The 17,763-nt window shown below is 71.1% G+C and carries 15 protein-coding genes; 5 read left to right on the plus strand and 10 right to left on the minus strand.

Features of this window, described 5'->3' with window-relative positions; all coding sequences use genetic code 11:
* Together E1212_RS26950 and E1212_RS26955 are read right to left on the minus strand one after the other, a co-directional pair.
* The coding region (locus E1212_RS26950; protein WP_131988270.1) for a serpin family protein at positions 1-1,178 on the minus strand (1,178 nt) is incomplete at its 3' end.
* A gap of 26 nt (positions 1,179-1,204) precedes the next feature.
* Positions 1,205-2,119, minus strand: coding sequence for a DMT family transporter (locus E1212_RS26955; protein WP_162605648.1), 915 nt, complete (start codon positions 2,117-2,119; stop codon positions 1,205-1,207).
* Positions 2,120-2,316: 197 nt separating this feature from the next.
* On the opposite strand from E1212_RS26955, the gene E1212_RS26960 reads away from it, so the two are divergent.
* The 5 genes from E1212_RS26960 to E1212_RS26980 are packed head-to-tail and all read left to right on the plus strand — an operon-like array spanning position 2,317 to position 9,195.
* The gene (locus tag E1212_RS26960) at positions 2,317-3,417 is read left to right on the plus strand and encodes an ABC transporter substrate-binding protein (RefSeq protein WP_131988274.1); all 1,101 of its coding nucleotides are present in this window, start codon (positions 2,317-2,319) and stop codon (positions 3,415-3,417) included.
* A gap of 10 nt (positions 3,418-3,427) precedes the next feature.
* Entirely contained in the window at positions 3,428-4,573 is a 1,146-nt protein-coding gene (locus E1212_RS26965) for an ABC transporter ATP-binding protein (protein WP_131988276.1), read from the plus strand.
* A 53-nt stretch (positions 4,574-4,626) separates the two neighbouring features.
* Positions 4,627-6,348, plus strand: a complete 1,722-nt coding sequence (locus tag E1212_RS26970; RefSeq protein WP_203417298.1) for an ABC transporter permease — start codon at positions 4,627-4,629, stop codon at positions 6,346-6,348.
* A 10-nt stretch (positions 6,349-6,358) separates the two neighbouring features.
* Positions 6,359-7,993: an amidohydrolase gene (locus tag E1212_RS26975; protein ID WP_131988280.1), complete on the plus strand. Its 1,635-nt coding sequence runs from the start codon at positions 6,359-6,361 to the stop codon at positions 7,991-7,993.
* Complete coding sequence (locus E1212_RS26980) at positions 7,990-9,195, plus strand: MFS transporter (protein WP_131988282.1); 1,206 nt, start codon at positions 7,990-7,992, stop codon at positions 9,193-9,195. The genes E1212_RS26975 and E1212_RS26980 overlap by 4 nt, the downstream gene beginning before the upstream one ends.
* A 227-nt stretch (positions 9,196-9,422) precedes the next feature.
* Here E1212_RS26980 and E1212_RS26985 read toward each other — a convergent pair whose 3' ends face one another.
* The 8 genes from E1212_RS26985 to E1212_RS27020 all read right to left on the minus strand — a co-directional run bounded on the left by E1212_RS26985 (position 9,423) and on the right by E1212_RS27020 (position 17,385).
* Positions 9,423-10,772 carry a M29 family metallopeptidase gene (locus E1212_RS26985; protein ID WP_131988284.1) on the minus strand — a complete coding sequence of 450 codons (1,350 nt, stop codon included), beginning with the start codon at positions 10,770-10,772 and terminating at the stop codon, positions 9,423-9,425.
* Positions 10,773-10,793: 21 nt separating this feature from the next.
* Positions 10,794-11,891: a cupin domain-containing protein gene (locus E1212_RS26990; RefSeq protein ID WP_131988286.1), complete on the minus strand. Its 1,098-nt coding sequence runs from the start codon at positions 11,889-11,891 to the stop codon at positions 10,794-10,796.
* Between the two features lie 89 nt (positions 11,892-11,980).
* On the minus strand, positions 11,981-12,451 hold the full coding sequence (locus E1212_RS26995; RefSeq protein WP_131988288.1) for a peroxiredoxin: 471 nt from the start codon (positions 12,449-12,451) through the stop codon (positions 11,981-11,983).
* Between the two features lie 41 nt (positions 12,452-12,492).
* Positions 12,493-13,083 (minus strand): hypothetical protein, encoded by a 591-nt coding sequence (locus E1212_RS29725; RefSeq protein WP_162605650.1) that lies wholly within the window; start codon positions 13,081-13,083, stop codon positions 12,493-12,495.
* Positions 13,080-14,600 (minus strand): tripartite tricarboxylate transporter permease, encoded by a 1,521-nt coding sequence (locus tag E1212_RS27005; protein ID WP_162605651.1) that lies wholly within the window; start codon positions 14,598-14,600, stop codon positions 13,080-13,082. The genes E1212_RS29725 and E1212_RS27005 overlap by 4 nt, the downstream gene beginning before the upstream one ends.
* Before the next feature lie 142 nt (positions 14,601-14,742).
* The gene (locus E1212_RS27010; protein ID WP_162605652.1) at positions 14,743-15,753 is read right to left on the minus strand and encodes a tripartite tricarboxylate transporter substrate-binding protein; all 1,011 of its coding nucleotides are present in this window, start codon (positions 15,751-15,753) and stop codon (positions 14,743-14,745) included.
* 70 nt (positions 15,754-15,823) lie between these two features.
* On the minus strand, positions 15,824-16,363 hold the full coding sequence (locus E1212_RS27015; protein WP_131988294.1) for a cupin domain-containing protein: 540 nt from the start codon (positions 16,361-16,363) through the stop codon (positions 15,824-15,826).
* A gap of 176 nt (positions 16,364-16,539) precedes the next feature.
* Positions 16,540-17,385, minus strand: a complete 846-nt coding sequence (locus tag E1212_RS27020) for an alpha/beta fold hydrolase (RefSeq protein ID WP_131988296.1) — start codon at positions 17,383-17,385, stop codon at positions 16,540-16,542.
* Positions 17,386-17,763: the final 378 nt, after the last annotated feature.

A 17,763-nucleotide genomic window follows, 5' to 3' on the forward strand; every position in this document is an offset into this window, starting at 1 on the left:
GGCGGGCGCGAGCCCTCGCCGGGCGGGGTCCAGTCGTCGGGTGAGTCGACCCAGCCGGCGAAGAGGACGAGGCCGCTCTCGCGGTGCACGGCGAGGAAGCCGAACGGGCGGTCGTAGCTGACCACGAGCGCCTGGGTGGAGTGGACCGGCATCGACACCGTCCGCAGGCCGATGGCGGTGACGGCGGCCGCCTCGAACCCCGTCGCGCTGAAGATGGCGACCGCCGCCTGCCGTGCCTGGTCGACGCGCAGCGGCACCGGGCCGATGACCGGGAAGTGGCCGCGGTCGCCGCTGGCGACCGTCCGCAGGCCGAACACCTCGGCCTGGCGCAGCAGGTCGTGCAGCGACCGGACGGTGAACCGGGTGGTCTTCAGCACCAGGCCGGGACGCTGGGCGGACACCGTCGAGACCCCCGGCCAGCGCTCGGTCTCGCCGGAGGACAGCAGCGCCGCACCGTCGACCAGCGAGTCCGAGCCCAGCAGCGGGACCGCCGCCGCCAGCACGTCGCCCGCGGCGGCGTCGGGCGACCCGAGCACGAGGTGCACGTCGAGGCCGTTGTCGCCGGCCACCCGGGTCAGCGTGAGCGGACCGGCGGCGGTGTCGGCGACGCGCAGGTCGTGGGTCTCGGCGGTGGTGCGGCTGAGCCCGGCGAGCCGCCGGCCGGCCCAGACGCCGTCGGCCACCGGCCACGGCTCGTCGGTGAACTTGCGCTGCCAGGTGGTGCGCAGCGCCAGCGCCGTCGCCAGCGTGAGCATGAGCTCGGGGCCGGCCTGGACGGGGAACCGCTCGATGAGCCCGTGGGTGCGCTCGCGCGCCCACGCGTCGAGCTTGGGCTGGTCGGCGGCCGCGTCGCCGGTGAGCTCGCCGAACGTGCCGGCGGGCAGGGTGTCGCGCCACTCGGGCCGGACCTCCGCAGCCTCCTGTGCCCACAGGCCCAGCGCGGCGTCGACGCCGTCGAGGTCGTCGACCTCTTTCAGCAGGTCGCGCGCGGCGTCCATGCACTCGTCGGCGGGGAGCCCGACGGCGCCGGCCAGTTCGCCGCGGCCGGGCTCGTCGGCCGACCACGCGAGCACGGCCAGCAGCGGCCAGAGCCCGGCGCCGGACAGCACGCCGGCGCCGTCGGAGCGTTGCAGCCAGGCGGCGGTGAGCTGGTTGACCTCAGCGGCATAGCGACTCATGTGACGAGCCTAGGCCCGCTGGGCGCTCAGAGGAGGACGAGCCAGGCGACACCACCACTGATCAGGGCCGCACCGAGCGCCGTCACCGTTGTGACGCCCTCACGGATCCGCAGCACGACCACGCTCACCGGGATCACGATCATCGGCAGCGCCGACGAGATCGCAACGGCCACCGCCACGTCGAGGTGCGCCGCCGACCCGATGACAGCCATCTGCCCGCCGATGGTCAGCGCGCCGGTGAGCGTCCACCAGGCGACGCCGCGCCGGTCGGCCCGCCGCACCCGGGCGGCGAAGCCTCGTGGCGAGATGTGGAGGAGGAGGTAGGCCAGCGTCGCGGAGACCGCGCCCAGGACGCCGCCGGCGATCGGCTCGTTCCAGTCCTCGACGGCGCCGCCGCGCAGCACGTTGCCCAGCCCGTACGACGCGGTCGCCACGACGGCGGGCGCGAGCAGCGCCAGCCGCTCGCGTGCCGTCTCGCCGACCGACTCACCGGCGTGCGACGACGGCGCCAGGCGGTCGGAGCGGCGGTTGGTCAGGTAGACGCCCACCACGATGACGAGGATCGCCGCGACGTCGACCCAGGTCAGCGCCTGGTCGATGAGCACCCAGGCGAAGACCATCGTGAACATCGGGTTGGCCGCCTGCACCGCGCTGGCCCGCGACGGCCCCAGCATCTCGACCGACCTGAAGTAGCCGCGCCGGCCCAGGTAGCCCGAGAACACCCCGGCGAGCAGGAACATCCAGAACGCGGGCCAGTCGACACGCAGCGCTTCGTCGCCCAGCAGCAGCCGGCCGCCCAGTAGTGCGCCACCGACGACGACGTTGACCACCAGGGAGACGAGGAACCCGAGCCCCTGCTCGAGCCGGCGGCCGGCCGCGCGCACGACGAACGCGTTGACCGCGAACAGCAGGAGCGCGAGCAGTGCCAGGGCGTCACCCATCGGACCGACCGTTCTCATCGCTCAACTGGAGAGTGAGTCAACAGGACAAGAACGATCCCTTGACCGCCCGTCTGATTCTGAATATCTTATCCGAAACTCGCCGGCTGCTCGGTTCGCTCGTGGTAGCGACAGCCCCCGAGCACGAGTTCCGCCGTTTCCGTCCTGTGTGCACCCCCTCGAGCGGCAGGAGTTATGTCATGGCTCTGTATCGCCGTCACCTCACGGCACTCGTCCCCGCTGCCGGCGCCCTGATCCTCCTCGCGGCCTGCGGCGGCTCCTCAGGAGGGACCGCCTCCGGCTCCGGTGACGGCGACGGGGGCGGCGATGCGGCCGCCGATCCCACCGACACCCTCAGCGTCAGCACCGAGGACGCCTGCGCCGCGGCCGCCGACGAGGGCGGCGTGGTGCAGCACTGGGCCACCACCGACGCCGCCGTCTTCGACGAGATGATCGCGCCGTTCAAGGACGCCCACCCGGACATCACGGTCGAATACACCTCGCTGCGGCCCAACGACGCCGTCCAGCAGGTGCTCACGCTGGTGCAGACCGGCCGCGATCTCGGCGTCGACTCCATCGCGATGTCGGTGCCGTACGTCGGCCCGCTGCTGCAGCGCGACCTCATCCGCGACGTCGACTGGGCACTGCTGGGCATCCCCGAGGACCAGGTGCTCGACGTGGGCGAGGAGATCAGCCTGTACCGCAACTACCGCATGGTGAGCGGCCTGGTCTACAACGCCGACCTGATCAGCGAGGACGAGCTGCCAGACACCTGGGAGGACCTCGTCGACCCGGAGTGGGACGGCAAGATCGTCGTCGACCCGCGCGGCACCTACCTCTCCCGGCTGGCGCCCGCCTGGGGCGAGGACGAGACCGTCGACTGGTACACCCGCCTGATGGAGACCGCGCACCCGCTGGTCGTCCAGGGAGCCACCGCCAGCCTGCAGAAGGTCGCCGTCGGCGAGGCGCTCATGAGCACCAGCGCGCACGACTCCGAGGTGCTGGAGCAGCAGGCCGCCGGCGCGCCGCTGGAGATCAAGTACCTCGACCTCGCGCCGACCCAGGACTACTACAGCTTCATCATGAGCGACGCCGCGCACCCGAACGCGGCCGCCTGCTTCCTGTCCTGGTACGCCTCCGACGAGGGGCAGGCCCGCCAGCTGGAGTTCGAGTTCAAGGGCAACGAGACGACCCCCTCCGACGTGCCGGACACCACCGAGCTGGTGAACCTCGAGACCGAGGAGGACGCCACCGTGGTCGCGGAGGTCGGCGAGACGCTCGCCGGTCTGACCGCGTCATAGGAGCGGGCACATGGGCGCCATCCGGGTCGAGCACCTGTTCCACGCCTACGACGACGGCGGCCGCGAGGTCCGCGCGGTCGACGACGTGAGCTTCGACGTCGAGCAGAACGCGTTCTACACGCTGCTCGGCCCCAGCGGCTGCGGCAAGACGACGACCCTGCGGTGCATCGCCGGGCTGGAGGAGCCGACGTCGGGCGAGATCGAGCTGGACGGGGTCGCCGTCGTGTCGGCCCGGGGGATCGTGCCGACGAACAAGCGGCCCATCGGCATGGTCTTCCAGGACTACGCCGTCTGGCCGCACATGACGGTGGCCGAGAACGTCGCGTTCCCGCTGAAGGTGGCCGGTGACCTGTCCGGCAGGGAGATCCAGGCCAAGGTGATGGACGCGCTCGCGCTCATGGGCATGGAGCAGTTCGTGCAGCGCCGCGCCACCCAGCTCTCCGGCGGCCAGCAGCAGCGGCTGTCGCTGGCCCGGGCGCTGGTGCGCGACCCGAAGGTGCTGCTGCTCGACGAGCCGCTGTCCAACCTCGACGCCAAGCTGCGCGAGCAGATGCGCGCCGAGCTGCGCCAGCTGCAGCGGCGGATCAAGGTGACGACGGTGTTCGTGACGCACGACCAGGTCGAGGCGCTGTCGATGTCGACGACGATCGCCGTCATGAACCAGGGCAGGATCGTCCAGGAGGGCTCGCCGCGCGAGATCTACCTGCAGCCGAACAGCCGGTTCGTGGCGTCGTTCGTGGGCGCCACGAACTTCGTCACCGGCGTGGTCGACGCTTACGACGACGACACCCGCTCGGCCTACCTGTCGACGCCGGCCGGCCCGCTGTGCTGCCGTACCGAGCACGCGCCCGAGGTGGGGTCCGCGGTCACCGTGGCGATCCGGCCGGAGGCGCTGGAGATCGGCTACGAGCACCCCGGCCGGGAGAACCTGCTCGAGGGCCGGGTCCAGGTCGGGCTGTTCGTCGGCGACGCCGTCGACTACCGCGTCCGCGTCGGCGACCAGGTCTTCCGGGTCACCGGGCCGCAGCGCTCGCGGTTCCACCGCAAGGACGCGGTCGTGCTGCACGTGCCCGCCGACGAGTGCGTCGTCATCCCGGACGACCCGGAGGTGCCGGCCGGCGTCCAGGCCACCGTCCAGGACCAGGGGGCGCGCTGATGGCCGCCGGGACGCAGGCGCCGCCGTCCCCACCGCCCCCTGCCTCCACCCCGATGCCGCGGGTGCGCCGGCGCCGCCGGTTCGGCAGCCGGACGGTCATCGGCGGCCTGGCCATCCTGGCCGTCATCTACCTGGTGGCCGGCCCGCTGCTGATGCTCGTGCTGACGAGCTTCCAGGACACGTCGCTGGGGCTGGTGATCCGCCCGCCGTTCCCGTGGTCGCTGCAGAACTACGTGGACGTGTTCGGCGACTCGGGCACGTACTCCGCGATCCTGTCGACGCTGATCTTCTCCGCCGGCAGCCTGCTGGTCGCGTTCGCCGTCAGCATCACCTGCGCCTGGCTGGTGGAGCGGACCGACCTTCCGGCCCGCAACGCGGTGTTCGTGCTGCTGGTGGCGCCGTCGGGCATCCCGGCGCTGATCCTGGCCATCTCGTGGAGCCTGTTGCTCAACCCGAACAACGGGCTCATCAACACACTGCTGCGGCTGCCGTTCGGCGCCGAGGGCCCCGGCCCGCTCGACGTGTACAGCCTGCCGTGGATGATCCTGGTCCAGGGCATGAGCCTGGTGCCGATGACGTTCCTGCTGATCACGGCGTCGCTGCGCGGGGTCAACGCGTCGCTGGAGGAGGCGGCGCGGGCGTCCGGCTCGGGCTTCTCGACCATCGTCCGGCGCATCACGCTGCCGCTGCTGCGCCCCGCCCTCATCGGCGCGCTGATCTACCAGTTCGTGACCGTGGTGACGGCGCTGGACGTGCCGCTGGTGCTCGGGCTGTCCGGCGGGGTGTCGGTCCTGAGCACCGAGATCTACGTGGCCTCGAACCCCGTCGGCGGGCTGCCGAACTACGGCGTCTCGGGCACGTACGGCATGTTCCTGCTGGCCGTCTCGCTGATCCCGCTGCTGTTCTACAACCGCATCATCGGCCGCTCGCAGGACTACGCGACCATCACCGGCAAGACGTTCCGGCCCAAGACCATCGCGCTGAAGCGCTGGAAGATCCCGGCCGTGCTGTTCTGCTGGGGCTACATCGCGCTCTCGTTCGTCCTCCCGATGCTGGTGCTGCTGTGGGCCAGCTTCCAGCCGTACCTCGGCGTGTGGGGCCTGGACGCGCTGGACCGGCTGACGACGGCCGGCTACGGCGAGGCGCTGGGCGGCGCGCAGTTCCTCGACGCGCTGCGCAACACGTTCGTCCTGGGCGTCGCGGCGGCGCTGGGCGGCATGGTGCTGGCGATGGCGCTCTCGTGGGTCATCGTGCGGTCGCGGTCGAGGTACCGGGCGCTGGTCGACATCCTGGCGTTCGTGCCGCACGCGCTGCCGGGCGTGGTCATCGGCCTGTCGACGCTGGTGCTCTACCTGATCCTGCCGATCCCGATCTACGGCACGATCTGGATCATCGTCGTGGCCATGGCGACGCAGTACATCAGCCTGGGCACCCGCCTCACCACGGCCGGCATCGCGCAGATCCAGGTCGGCCTCGAGGAGGCGGCCGAGACCTCCGGCGCCGGCGGCCGGCAGATCTGGCAGCGGGTGCTCGGCCCGCTGCTGCGGCCGGTGTTCCTCAACGGGTTCCTGATGATCTTCCTGGCCAGCATCCAGAACCTCACGCTGCCGCTGATGCTCGGCTCCAACGACAACGTCGTGCTGTCGACGCTGATCTGGCGGCGCTGGGACTACGGCGACGTCACCGGCGCGGCGGTGCTGAGCGTGACCATGGCGACCATCACGGTGATCGCGGCGACACTGCTCCGCCGGACCACCGGCACCCGCGGGCTGTGAGGGGGCGGCCGTGAGCGACGGTGACCTGCTGCTGCGCGGCGGCCGCGTCTGGGGCGCCGGGCCCGACGCCGACGCCGTCCTGGTGCACGGGCGCCGCATCGCCGCCGTCGGCCGCGGCGAGGATCTGGTCTCCCCCGGTGCCGTCGTGCTCGACCTCGCCGGGCGGTGGGTGCTGCCGGGGTTCACCGACAGCCACACGCACTTCCACCGCACGGCGATCCTGGCCGAGCACTTCCTCGACTTCGCCGAGCGCCACCCCGCCGACTCGATCGCGGCGCTGCTCGAGGTGGTCGCCGCGCGCCGGGCGGTCACACCGCCGGGCGCCTGGATCCAGGGCGACAACCTGGGCCCGGCCGCGCTGGCCGAACGCCGGTTCCCGACCCGCGGCGAGCTGGACTCCGTCGCCCCGGACCACCCGGTGCTGCTCCGCGGCACCGGCAAGCACGTCGTCGCTGCGAACTCGCTGGCGCTGCGGCTGGCCGGCATCGACGCCGCGACGCCGGACCCGCCCGGCGGCCACATCGAGCGCGACGAGGCCGGCGAGCCGACCGGTGTCCTGCACGAGCGGGCGAAGCTGCGCCTCGACACGACCCGTACGGACACCGTCGTGCCCGGGCTGTCCGAGGCGGACCGGCTGAGCGCGCTGGCGGCGGGCGTGGCCCGGCTGCACGCGCTGGGCATCACCGCGATCCACGAGATCACCCGCACGGCCGACGAGTTCGCCGACTACCAGCGGCTGCGCGGGTCGTCGTCCGGGCTGGGCGTGCGGGTGCGGGCGTACGTGCGCGTGGTCGAAGGGCAGGCGACGCTGGACGACCTCGCGGCGGTGGGCGTGCGGTCCGGCCTCGGCGACGACCTGCTCCGGCTCGGCGGCGTGAAGGTGAGCGTCGACGGGTCCGACGAGCACCGCAACGCCGCACTGCACGAGGACTACCCCGGCCACCCGGGACAGCGCGGGCTGATCCGCATCGAGGCCGACGAGCTGGACGGCGTCGTCCGCCGGGCGCACCGGCTGGGCCTGCAGACCGCCGTCCACGCCATCGGCCCGCGCGCCGTCGACCTGGCGCTGCACGCGTTCGCCGGCATCGGCGACCCGGACGGCGTCCGCCGGCTGCGGCACCGGGTCGAGCACGCCTACCTGCCGCCGCGGCCCGGCCAGCTGGAGACCATGCGCGACCTGGGCCTGGTGCTGTCGACGCAGCCGGCGTTCCTCGAGGCGATCGGCGACGGCTGGCTCGAGATCTTCGGCGCCGAGGCCGGGCCGCGGATGCTGCCGCTGCGGACCGCCCTGGACCTCGGCCTCGTGGTGCAGGCGAACAGCGACGCGCCGTGCGCCCGGCTGGACCCGCTGGTCGGCCTGCGAGCCGCCGTCCGGCGCACCACGCGGTCGGGCACGCACCTGGGCGCGGCCGAGGCGGTCACCGTCGCCGAGGCCGTCGACCTGTACACGCGGGCGCCCGCCTGGACCGCGCACGAGGAGGACCGGCGCGGCGCGGTCGAGGCCGGTCTGCTGGCCGACCTCACCGTCGTCTCCGGCGATCCCGTGGCAGAGCTCGACACCCTCACCGTCGACGGCACCGTCGTCGACGGCCGGCTGGTGTTCAGCCGGTTCACCGATCCCACGACGGAGGTTGCGTCACCTTGAGCGAGGTAGCGGCACGGTACCGGTTCCTGGCCTACGCCATCGGCGGCTTCGGGCTGAGCATGAACGCCGTGCTCTACCTGCTGATCCCGCTGCGGGCCGACGAGCTCGGCGCGAGCGTGGGCGTCATCGGTCTGCTGGTCGGCACGAAGGCGCTGTTCGAGACGGTGCTGTCGGTGCCCATGGGCGCGTTCATGGATCGCGTCGGCGCCAAGCGGTCGGTCCAGATCGGCACCGCCGGCACCGCGCTCATCGGCGTCGGCATGATGCTCGCGCCCTCGCTCTGGCTGCTGTTCGTCCTGCAGGTGTTCATGGGCATCATCCGGCCGCTGGGCTGGATCGGCGGCCAGTCCTACGCCGCCGGCATCCGCGGCGGCAAGAACCGCAGCCACGACGCCGGCCGGTTCAGCTCCGTCGCGAACCTCGGCCAGATCGTCAGCCCGATCCTCGCCGGCGCATTGGTCGCCTGGCAGGACCCGCAACTGGGGTTCGCGATGGTCGTGGCGCTCGGCGTGATCTTCTTCCTGGTCAGCCTCACTCTGCTGGACATCGGCCGGGCACCGGCGTCGGCGGACACCGGCTCCGGGTTCGCCGCCGCGCTGGGCCTGATGAAGCTCCCCCGCATCCAGACCGTCATGTTCCTGACCTTCAACCGGCTCTGGATCCCGGCGGCGTGGTCGTCGTTCTTCCCGCTCTACCTGGTCGACGAAGGCAACTCGCCGACCGTCGCCGGCAGCGTGATCTCGGCGATGGCGGTCGTCGCCACCATCACGTCGTTCTACACCGGCCGCATCGCCAAGCTCGGCACGCCGGTCGCCGTCACGTCGGTGGCGCTGGCCCTGGGCTGCCTCGGCGTCGCGGTCTCTCCGGTGTTCGACACGATGCCGCTGTTCTACCTGGCCGCCGCGCTGGTCGGCATCGGGCAGGGACTGAGCCTGCCCATGCTCATCACGCTGATGAGCGACGCGGCACCGCCGGAGCAGCGCAGCCTGGCGCTCGGCCTGCGCTCCGGCGTGAACCAGGCGGCCGCCACCGTCGCGCCGGTCGCCATCGGCCCGCTCATCGGCGCGGCCGGCCTGGTCGTCGGATTCCCGGTGGCCGCCGCCATCGGGCTGGCCTTCGTGCTCGCCGCCACGTGGAGCGCCCGCCGGGAGCCCGCCGACGCCGCCGACGCCGACGACGCCGCCGACGCCCCGTCGCGCTGACCGCGCCGCTCCGCGGGCCCATTGCTCCCCCTGGAGGTCTGCGGTCACCTGAGACGGCAGACCTCCAACGCGCGTTGGAGCTGTGCGGTCACATCAGCCGCCACACCTCCAACGCGCGCGAGAGAGCTTTGCTGTCACATCCGACCGCAGACCTCCAACGCGCGCGTGAGAGCTGTGCAGTCACATCCGACAGCAGAGCTCCAGCGGGCGGAAACGGGTCCGGAGGATCAGGAGTAGATGTAGGGCTCGGGGTCCTTGGCGTAGTCCTCGTACGCCCCGTCGGCGCTGATGCCGGGGATCTCGGGGACCCAGTCGTCGTTGAGCAGCTCGTCCGGGTCGCCGAAGGTCGCCGCCAGGTCGCGCACGTCGGCGTCGTCGTAGGCCGACAGCCGGCCGTTCTCGATGACCGGGATCGCCGAGCCGTCCAGCGCCTCGACCACCAGCGTCGGGAACAGCAGGTGCACGTGGAGGTGGCCGTAGAGCAAGCCGTGGTCGGCGGCCCAGTCCTCCTCGGCGGAGCGCCATCGGGTGCCGATGCCGCAGTGGATGACGCCGCCACGGCGGCGCTCCCACTCGAAGCCGTCGGACGACAGGTACTCGACGTTGGACGGACGGCGGATCTTCGGGTTGGTGCCGATGGCGACCTCCCAGAGCCAGAACAGCCCCGGCTCCGGGAAGCACGGGTACTGCGTCCCCGCCGACTCCTCCTCGAGCTCGCGCCAGCCGTTGCCGTACTCGCCGCCGCCGTCGATGCGGACCATCCGTGACTTCTCCAGCTCGACCTCGATGCGCGGGAACGGCCGGCCGTAGTGGCTCATGGTGCCGGCGATGACGCCGCGGGTGTCGTCGTCGACCTCGACGGGCGTGGGCGGGTGCGCCATGAGGTGGCCCCACTTCGGCTTCAGCCCGTAGTCGTGCCGGCCGTCGTGGAACGGCTTCTCGAGGATCGTCGTCGTGAGGTCGGTGCCCTCGGGGTCGGTGAGCCGGATCCGGCCGCCGATGTTGTTGGTGATGCGCTCGTACGTGCGCTCGTTGATGAGCTTGTGCAGCTCGCGCGGGAACACGTTGGCGGAGCTGGCCAGGTGCTCCTCGGTGCTCCACGGGAACGCCTCGTACCGGCCCGCCGACTTCGGCACCGGCCCCCCGGCGCCCTGGATGAGCAGGTCGTAGCCGCGCTTCTCGGCCAGCTCCTCGATCCACATGGCGCGGTCGCCGCGGCGCAACCTGAGCTGCGACGACTCGCGCCGCATCATCATGGTGATCTCGTCGAGCGGCTCGAACCTGCGGTCCGGCTCGTCGTCGGTCACCAGCACGTCGACGGACGCGCCCATGTCGTGCAGCGCGCCGACGATGGCGTCGACGACGTTGCCGTCGACGATGCGCCCGACGGCGATGAGCACGCGGTCGCCGGGCTGGGTGGAGCCGTAGCCGATGAAGCCCGCCGCCGAGCGCCGCACCTCGGGATCGCGCGCGACGTGGCGGGCCACCTCGTGCAGGTCGACGGTGTCCTTCCAGACCCGCAACCTTCCGTCGGTGCCGGTGATGCGTCCGTGCTCAGGAACATCGGTACCGCACATGTAGCGCTCCTTCCCGATCGATCAGTCGGTCGGAGGCCGCCCGTCCAGCGGGTCGGGCCAGACGAACCCGGTGAGGTCCGGGCCGTCCAGCTGCGGCGGCTCCTCCAGCAAGGGCAGCGGGTCCAGCAGCGTCGACATGAGGTCGAAGATCGCGTCGGCGTTGTGCACCCGGATGAGTCGGGTGGTGGCCTCGGGGTCGTCGTTGAAGTGCTGGTGCCAGCACCAGTGGTCCACGACGATGAGGTCGCCCTCCGCCCACGTGTAGGAGTCGTCGTCGATGTCGCTGTGGCCGTGCCCCTTGACGACGTAGAGGTACGCGTCGCCGCCGTGCCGGTGCCGCGCCTGCCACCGTCCGGGCGCCAGCTCGTGCATGACGGCGGTCAGCCCGGACGTGCGGTAGCCGATGGACTCGTCGACGAGGAACATGCTGCGGGCGCCGCGCTTGGTGACGCGGGGCGTGACGTCGTCCCAGGCGGTGTGCAGGCGCGAGTCGCTGGTGTCGACGCGCGAGCCCAGCAGCCGCGCCAGCCGGCGGGCGTACGGGTCGGCCGGATCCAGGCGGTCGGCGAGCAGGTTCGTGGCCGACGACCTCGGCGGCGGGGGCAGCTCGGCGTACGGCTCGTCGCCGGCGTCCTCGAGCAGCGCGAGCCCGAAGTACTCGAACATCGGCCCGACGCTCCACGTCATGTAGCGCGCGTCCTTCGAGGACTCGTTGCCATGACGGTGCCAGCTCCACGCCGGCAGGTAGACGGTGTCCCACGGCTTCCAGTCGACGCGGCGGCCGTTGATCTCCGTCCAGCCGGTGCCGGCAGTGACCCACATGACGGCGTCCCACGAGTGCCGGTGAATGGTCGACGTCGCGCCGGCCGGGATCTCGTGCAGGTCGGTCGACAGCACGTCGGTGGGCCGGGGGCCGTCGGCGCCCATGTAGCTGCCGCGGCGCATCCGGCGCAGCGGGCTGTCCTCGATGACCACGTCGGCCTCGCGGACGACGGCGGTGCGCCGCTTCCGGGCCTCCTCGACCACCGACGCCCGACGCTTGTTCTGCACGTCGTAGTGGGTGGCGCCCTCGCGGTAGTCATCGGCGCCGCTGAACCGGCCGTCCAACCTGCTGCTCACGTCTTACCTCCGGACGGTAGGCACAACGCGGGTGTGGCTGCGATGATACTTTATTTGTTATCTAGGTCAATGCCTCCCGGCCCAGCCGCTCAGGCGAGGCCGAGCTCCGCGCGCAGTGCGGCCACGTGGCCGTCGGCCTTGACGTCGTACTGCGCCAGCTCCACGAGGCCGTCCGGGCCGACCACCACCGTCGACCTGATGACGCCCATGACCGTGCGGCCGTCCTTCACCTTCTCGCCGTACGCGCCCCACGCCTCCAGCATCGCCGTCGAGGTGTCCGACGCCAGCGGGAACGTCAGGTGCTCCTTCCCGGCGAACTCCGCGAGCGCCTCGACGGGGTCCGGCGAGATGCCGACGACGTCGTACCCCGAGCCCACCAGCGAGGCGAGGGAGTCGCGGAAGTCGCAGGCCTCTGTCGTGCACCCGGAGGTCATGGCCTTCGGATAGAAGTAGACGATCACGTGCCGGCCGCGGTAGTCGGCCAGGCTGACGCTGCCGCCGTCGGCGGTGGGCAGCGTGAAGGCGGGCGCGACGTCGCCGGCCGCGAGACGGGTGGCCATGCGGGCTCCTCCGGTTGCGGGTGGTGGATGTGCGGTGGTGATCAGGTCACGCCCAGCGCCACGAACAGGTAGCCGGTCCACGGCTGCAGGCCCATGAGTGACACGACCAGCCCGTAGGCGGCCGCGGCGCCGACGAGGCCGGCGACGACCGCGGTCCGGAGCCGCTCCTTCGCGGTCAGCATGATGGTGGCGATGAGCACGCCGGTGGTGACGATGAAGCCGGCGATGAGGATCCCGACGTAGAACAGCACGCAGAACGCGGCCATCGCGAGGAAGCGGGTGCGGCGGACCCCCTTGATGGCGATCAGGGTGTCGTAGGAGTCCTTCTCGAGCTCGTCCTCCAGCTCCTCGGTCAGGTGCGGGTGCTGGACGTCATGGCCCTCGGTGCGCGCGTCGGCGCGGTCGAGCACCGCCTCGGCGAGGTGCGGCAGGTGCGCCTCCTCGTGGGCGGGCTTGCGCGGGCGCAGGTGCAGCGTCGCGATCTGCACCACGAGCGCCGCCCCCGCCACCGCGGCCGTGATGGCCGGCACCCGGCCCGCGTTGCTGGAGTACGACGCCATGGTGGCGAGATACCAGACCGTGAATCCCAGCAGGATCCACGAGACGATCAGCTCGAAGCGGCGCTCGTTCATCGGTTCCTCCCACCTGCCTCACCGGCGGCGACGGCATCGGCCGGCGGTCCGCCTGGGGTGTCCCTGCGATCCTTCAGAGCCTTGCGGACCGAGCCCCAGAGGACGGCGACCAGCGTCAGGCCCAGGATCGCGGCCGTGATGGGCCGCAGGACGAAGCCCGAGCCGTAGAGCTGCAGCGCCAGCCCGAGGTTCTGGTCGACGATCGGTCCCAGCACGAAGCCGAGGATCACGCCGGCCAGCGAGTAGCCCAGTGCCCGCAGCACGTAGCCGACGAACCCGGCGACGACGGCGATGAGCACGCTCAGCATGAACCGGGTGTCGACGAACGAGCCGATCAGCGAGAGCGCGACCAGCGGCGGCGCCAGCAGCTGCGGCCGCAGGAAGGCCAGCTTCGCGAACAGCGGCGCCATGGCCAGGCCGAGGAGGCTGGCCAGCACGTTGCTCAGCGCGCAGATCCAGGCGATGAGGAACACGATGTCCATGTGGTTGTCGATCATCTGCGGCCCGGGCACGTAGCCGAGGATCAGCAGGATGACGATGACCAGCGCCATGCCCGACGAGCCCGGGATGCCGAACGCCAGGGTCGGGACGAACGAGCCGCCCTCCTTGGCGTTGTTGGCCGACTCCGGCGCCAGCACGCCGAGCGGGTTGCCCTTGCCGAAGGAGTCGGGGTCCTTCGACCGCGCCTTGGCGTAGCCGTACGCGCCGAACATGGCGACCGTGCCACCCATGCCCGGCACCAGGCCGCAGATCGAGCCGATGATGCCGCCCTGGATGACCATCTTCCAGTTCTTGACGGTGTCCCAGACGCCGTCGATGACCCGGCTGCCCTTGGCGCCGCTGGTCTGGGCCGGCGCCTGCGCGGCGATGGCCCGGCCCCGGGTGTAGAGCACCAGCATCTCGGTGATGGCGAACAGGCCCATGGTCATCGCGGTGATGCCGAGGCCGCTGTTGAGCTCGAGCTGCCCGAACGTCATGCGGGAGATGCCGGTGATCGGGTCGAGACCGATGAACGAGAGCATCAGGCCCAGGGCGCCGGAGATGACGCCCTTGATCTTGGTGCGGGCGCTCGAGACGCCCATGACCAAGATGCCGACGATGCCCAGCGCGAAGATCTCCGGCGGGCGGAGGTAGGTGATGAGCTGCAGCGCGATGGGGATCGCCAGCAGCAGGATGACGACGCCGAACAGGCCGCCGAAGGCGCTGGACGCGGCCGAGACGCCGAGCGCCCGGCCGGCCTGCCCCTTGCGGGCCATCGGGTAGCCGTCGAACGTCGTGACGACCTGCTCGCCCGACCCCGGGACGTTGAACAGGATCGAGGTGATCGAGCCACCGAACGACTGCGCGCCGTACGCGCCGAGGATGAACGCCAGGCCCTGGACCGGCTCCATCCCGATGATCACCGGCATCAGCAGTGCCAGCGTGGCGAGCCCGGCCAGGCCGGGCAGGAAGCCGAAGACGAGTCCGATCGCCATGCCGATGGTCAGGTACAACAACGACATCGGCTCGAGCAACATCAACAGACCGTCGAGAAGGGCCTGGCCCATAAGCGGAGCTCCGTTACCTGCGAGTGGGCGGTTCCGTGCCGTTGGCGCCGTGCGCTGCCGGCGTACGGATGCGGGGCGCGCGTTGTGGACCGCGCGCCCCGCAGCCGTGGACTCAGTCGGCCAGCAGCTCGGCGAGCGACTCGATCGACTCGTTGACGGTGCTCGCGAGCTCCATCGTGTCCGCGCGGTTCAGCGGGTTCACCGGGTAGCTCGCGGCCTCCATCTCCTCGGCGTAGCCGCTCTCCGACGCCGCGGCGAAGATCGCCTCGGCCAGGAAGTCGGCGCGGTCCTCCGGCACCCCGGGCGGCCCGACGACCATGCGCTCGAGGTCGTAGACCGACGCGAGCGGGGCCAGCTGCTCCTGCTGCGCCTCGTCGCCGAACTCGCCGATGACGGGGACGTCGGGCAGCTGCTCGAGCGGCTCGTTGCTCACCGCGACCACACCGTGGGCCCCGGACCCCTCGACCAGGAGCACGCCGGCGCCGCCGGAGTTCACCGAGGCGTCGACCTCGCCGGCCAGCAGCGCCGCGTCGGCCTCGTTGCTGCCCGGGTAGCCGCCGATGATCTCGTGCGGGAAGTCGAACACGTTGGAGAGGGCCACCGCGACGTAGTAGGCGTCGGAGCCCACGCCGCCGAGCCCGAACGTCACTGTGTCGCTCGCGTCGAGGATGTCCTCGAACGTCGTGTACTGCGAGTCCGGTGCGGTGTACACCAGCGGGGGCAATGCGCCGAGCCGCCCGTACTGCGTCCAGTCGGTGCTCTTGAACGTGACGCCGTCGGTGCCGGTGACCTCGGCGAAGACCGCGCCGGGGTAGTTGATGAGACCGATGGTCAGACCGTCCGGCTCCGCCTGGTAGACGGCGTTGGCGCCGATGAGCCCGCCACCACCCGGCTGGTTCTCCACCCGGATCGTGGTGTCCGGCAGCTGCTCCTCGAGATACGGGACCAGGAGCCGCAGGTACGAGTCGAAGCCGCCACCCGGGTTGTAGGGCACGACCATGGTGAGCGTCTTGCCCTCGTAGAAGGCGGCCGGGTCCTCGTCCTCACTGCCGGCGGTCGGCGACGCGTCGCCGCCGCAGGCCGCCAGCACCAGCGCCGTGGCGGCGGCGGTACCGGTCAGCATCAGGCCTTTCGCGTATTGCCCTCGCATGGAAGGTTCCCCACTTCTCTCGCGGTGGAAGGCCGGGACGGGCCTACTCGGTCCTGCCGCCCTCGGGGAAGCGCTCGATGGCGTGCAAGCCGAGAGCCTTCATCGAGAAGGTGTCCTGGACGGCGAGGTAACGGCAGGTCTCGGAGTCGCTGTCGTTGAAGTGCTGGTGCCACATCCACACCGGGAAGCTGAACAGGTCGCCCTCTTCCCAGTCGATGCGCTGCTCGTTGACACCGTCCCAGCTGATGATGGAGTGGCCGAAGCCCTTGACGATGTAGATGACGGCCTCGGTGGTGTGCCGGTGGTTGACCGACGCGCCGCCGGGCGGGAGCTCGCTCAGGTGCGGCTGCAGCCGGATGTCGTGGCCGAGGCGGTAGAACCGGGCCTTGGTGTTCCGGTACTCACGCGGAGTCAGGTCCGTGGTGCGGAGGTCCTTGATGAGGACGGCCTCGGTGGGCGGGTTCTTCTTGTTCCACGTCTCACGCTGGCCCATCTCGCTGTTGTGGGCACCGCTCAGCGGCTGTTCACGACGCTCGATGTCTTCGAGGCTCGGCACGGACTTGCTCTGCGGTTCCACGGTCATGCGATGGCCTTCTTCCTGTGCGTCCGACCTGGATCGGGATGGGAGACTTCGCGACGCTCCGGCATGACGAGCATCACTTTTCGAAGCTCTTCGTCAGAGGATACATGATACAGACGGTGGGTCAACGGTCCTTGCCGACTCGTTACGTGTGTCGACAAATGATGTCTGACCTGCTTCTATGACGTTACGGTGACGTCCACGTCGGCCAGCCAGCGCTTGATGCGCGCCACCGACTCGGCGGGCGCCTCCCAGAAGTAGCCGTGCTTGACGCCGGGCAGCACCGACAGCGTCGCCGACGGCAGCGCGCGGGCCAGGTACAGCGACTGGTCCACGTGCGAGCCCGTCCCGCCTTCGTGCGCGTCGGCGTCGCCGACGAGCACGAAGGCGGGGTGCGCGATGAGCCGCAACAGCTCGACGGTGTCGTGCTGCTGCCGCGCGGTCACGTGCTGGAAGTAGTCGACCAGCGTCGGCCGGCCCTCCCAGAACGCGTCGAACAGCCAGTCGACCGGCTCCGGGTGGGCCAGGGCATAGGACTCGGTGAAGAAGGTGTCGCGCTGCGACTTGCGGACGTAGCCGTCGTAGCCGAGCTCGACCATGCCGGCGGCCATCTTCGCGGGGATGCCGCGGGTGTGGCCGTCCTCGCTGCCGGGCAGCGGGCCTGGGCCACTGGCGGCGAGCACCAGTCCGCCCACCCGCGCGGCGCCGTCGAGCGCCATCCACTGCGCCACCCGGCCGCCCATCGAGTGCCCGACCACGTGCGCGGTCGAGACGCCCAGCGCCGACAGCAGCCCCAGTGCGTCGGCCGCCAGCGTCCGGGTCGAGAACGCGCCGGTGGGCCCCGTCGTGCGCCCGGTACCGCGATGGTCGTAGGTGATGACGGTGTAGTCGCGCGCGAGGTCGTTGACCATCCCCGGCCACCACGTCGAGCCGTTGTACCCGGTCCCCGCCACCAGCAGCAACGCCGGACCGGTCCCCGTCACCTGGTACGCGACGTCCAGCTCCCCCACCCGAACCCTGCTCATCCGACCTCCGTCGCGACGACTGGATTTGATTAAATATCCAAGTTAGTGCCGGGGTCTGTTCAGGTCAATGGCTCTCGAGGACGGGTTCCGTGGTCCCTCCGGGCTCGAGCCCCATGATCACGGCTGTTCACAGGCGGCACGGCGGCCGTCACCAGGATCGCCCGCGCATCACCACGATCGCAGGCCTGGTACGGCACGGGATTCCGTGGTGAACGTGATCTCTCTGTCAGGGTTCTGCTACCGGGCGCTGTTCGACGGGGCGGGGCCTGGCGTGGTCGCCGGGTGACTCCAACGTGATCTGCCCGCTGTGTGTGGCTTCGGTAATGACGTGTCCATGGTGATCACGGGTGAGAGCCCGGCCGGGAGTGACTTGATAGA

This window comes from Jiangella ureilytica (genome assembly GCF_004348545.1).
In the GTDB taxonomy this organism is placed as follows: Bacteria; Actinomycetota; Actinomycetes; order Jiangellales; family Jiangellaceae; genus Jiangella; species Jiangella ureilytica.

Excerpts from the sequence above, each read along its gene's own strand:
- E1212_RS27010 (WP_162605652.1), bottom strand. The coding sequence starts at position 15,753 with ATGCTGACCGGTACCGCCGCCGCCACGGCGCTGGTGCTGGCGGCCTGC.
- E1212_RS26955 (WP_162605648.1), bottom strand. The coding sequence starts at position 2,119 with ATGGGTGACGCCCTGGCACTGCTCGCGCTCCTGCTGTTCGCGGTCAAC.
- E1212_RS26970 (WP_203417298.1), top strand. The coding sequence starts at position 4,627 with ATGCCGCGGGTGCGCCGGCGCCGCCGGTTCGGCAGCCGGACGGTCATC.
- E1212_RS26995 (WP_131988288.1), bottom strand. The coding sequence starts at position 12,451 with ATGGCCACCCGTCTCGCGGCCGGCGACGTCGCGCCCGCCTTCACGCTG.
- E1212_RS26985 (WP_131988284.1), bottom strand. The coding sequence starts at position 10,772 with ATGTGCGGTACCGATGTTCCTGAGCACGGACGCATCACCGGCACCGAC.
- E1212_RS27020 (WP_131988296.1), bottom strand. The coding sequence starts at position 17,385 with ATGAGCAGGGTTCGGGTGGGGGAGCTGGACGTCGCGTACCAGGTGACG.
- E1212_RS29725 (WP_162605650.1), bottom strand. The coding sequence starts at position 13,083 with ATGAACGAGCGCCGCTTCGAGCTGATCGTCTCGTGGATCCTGCTGGGA.
- E1212_RS26965 (WP_131988276.1), top strand. The coding sequence starts at position 3,428 with ATGGGCGCCATCCGGGTCGAGCACCTGTTCCACGCCTACGACGACGGC.
- E1212_RS27005 (WP_162605651.1), bottom strand. The coding sequence starts at position 14,600 with ATGTTGCTCGAGCCGATGTCGTTGTTGTACCTGACCATCGGCATGGCG.
- E1212_RS27015 (WP_131988294.1), bottom strand. The coding sequence starts at position 16,363 with ATGACCGTGGAACCGCAGAGCAAGTCCGTGCCGAGCCTCGAAGACATC.
- E1212_RS26960 (WP_131988274.1), top strand. The coding sequence starts at position 2,317 with ATGGCTCTGTATCGCCGTCACCTCACGGCACTCGTCCCCGCTGCCGGC.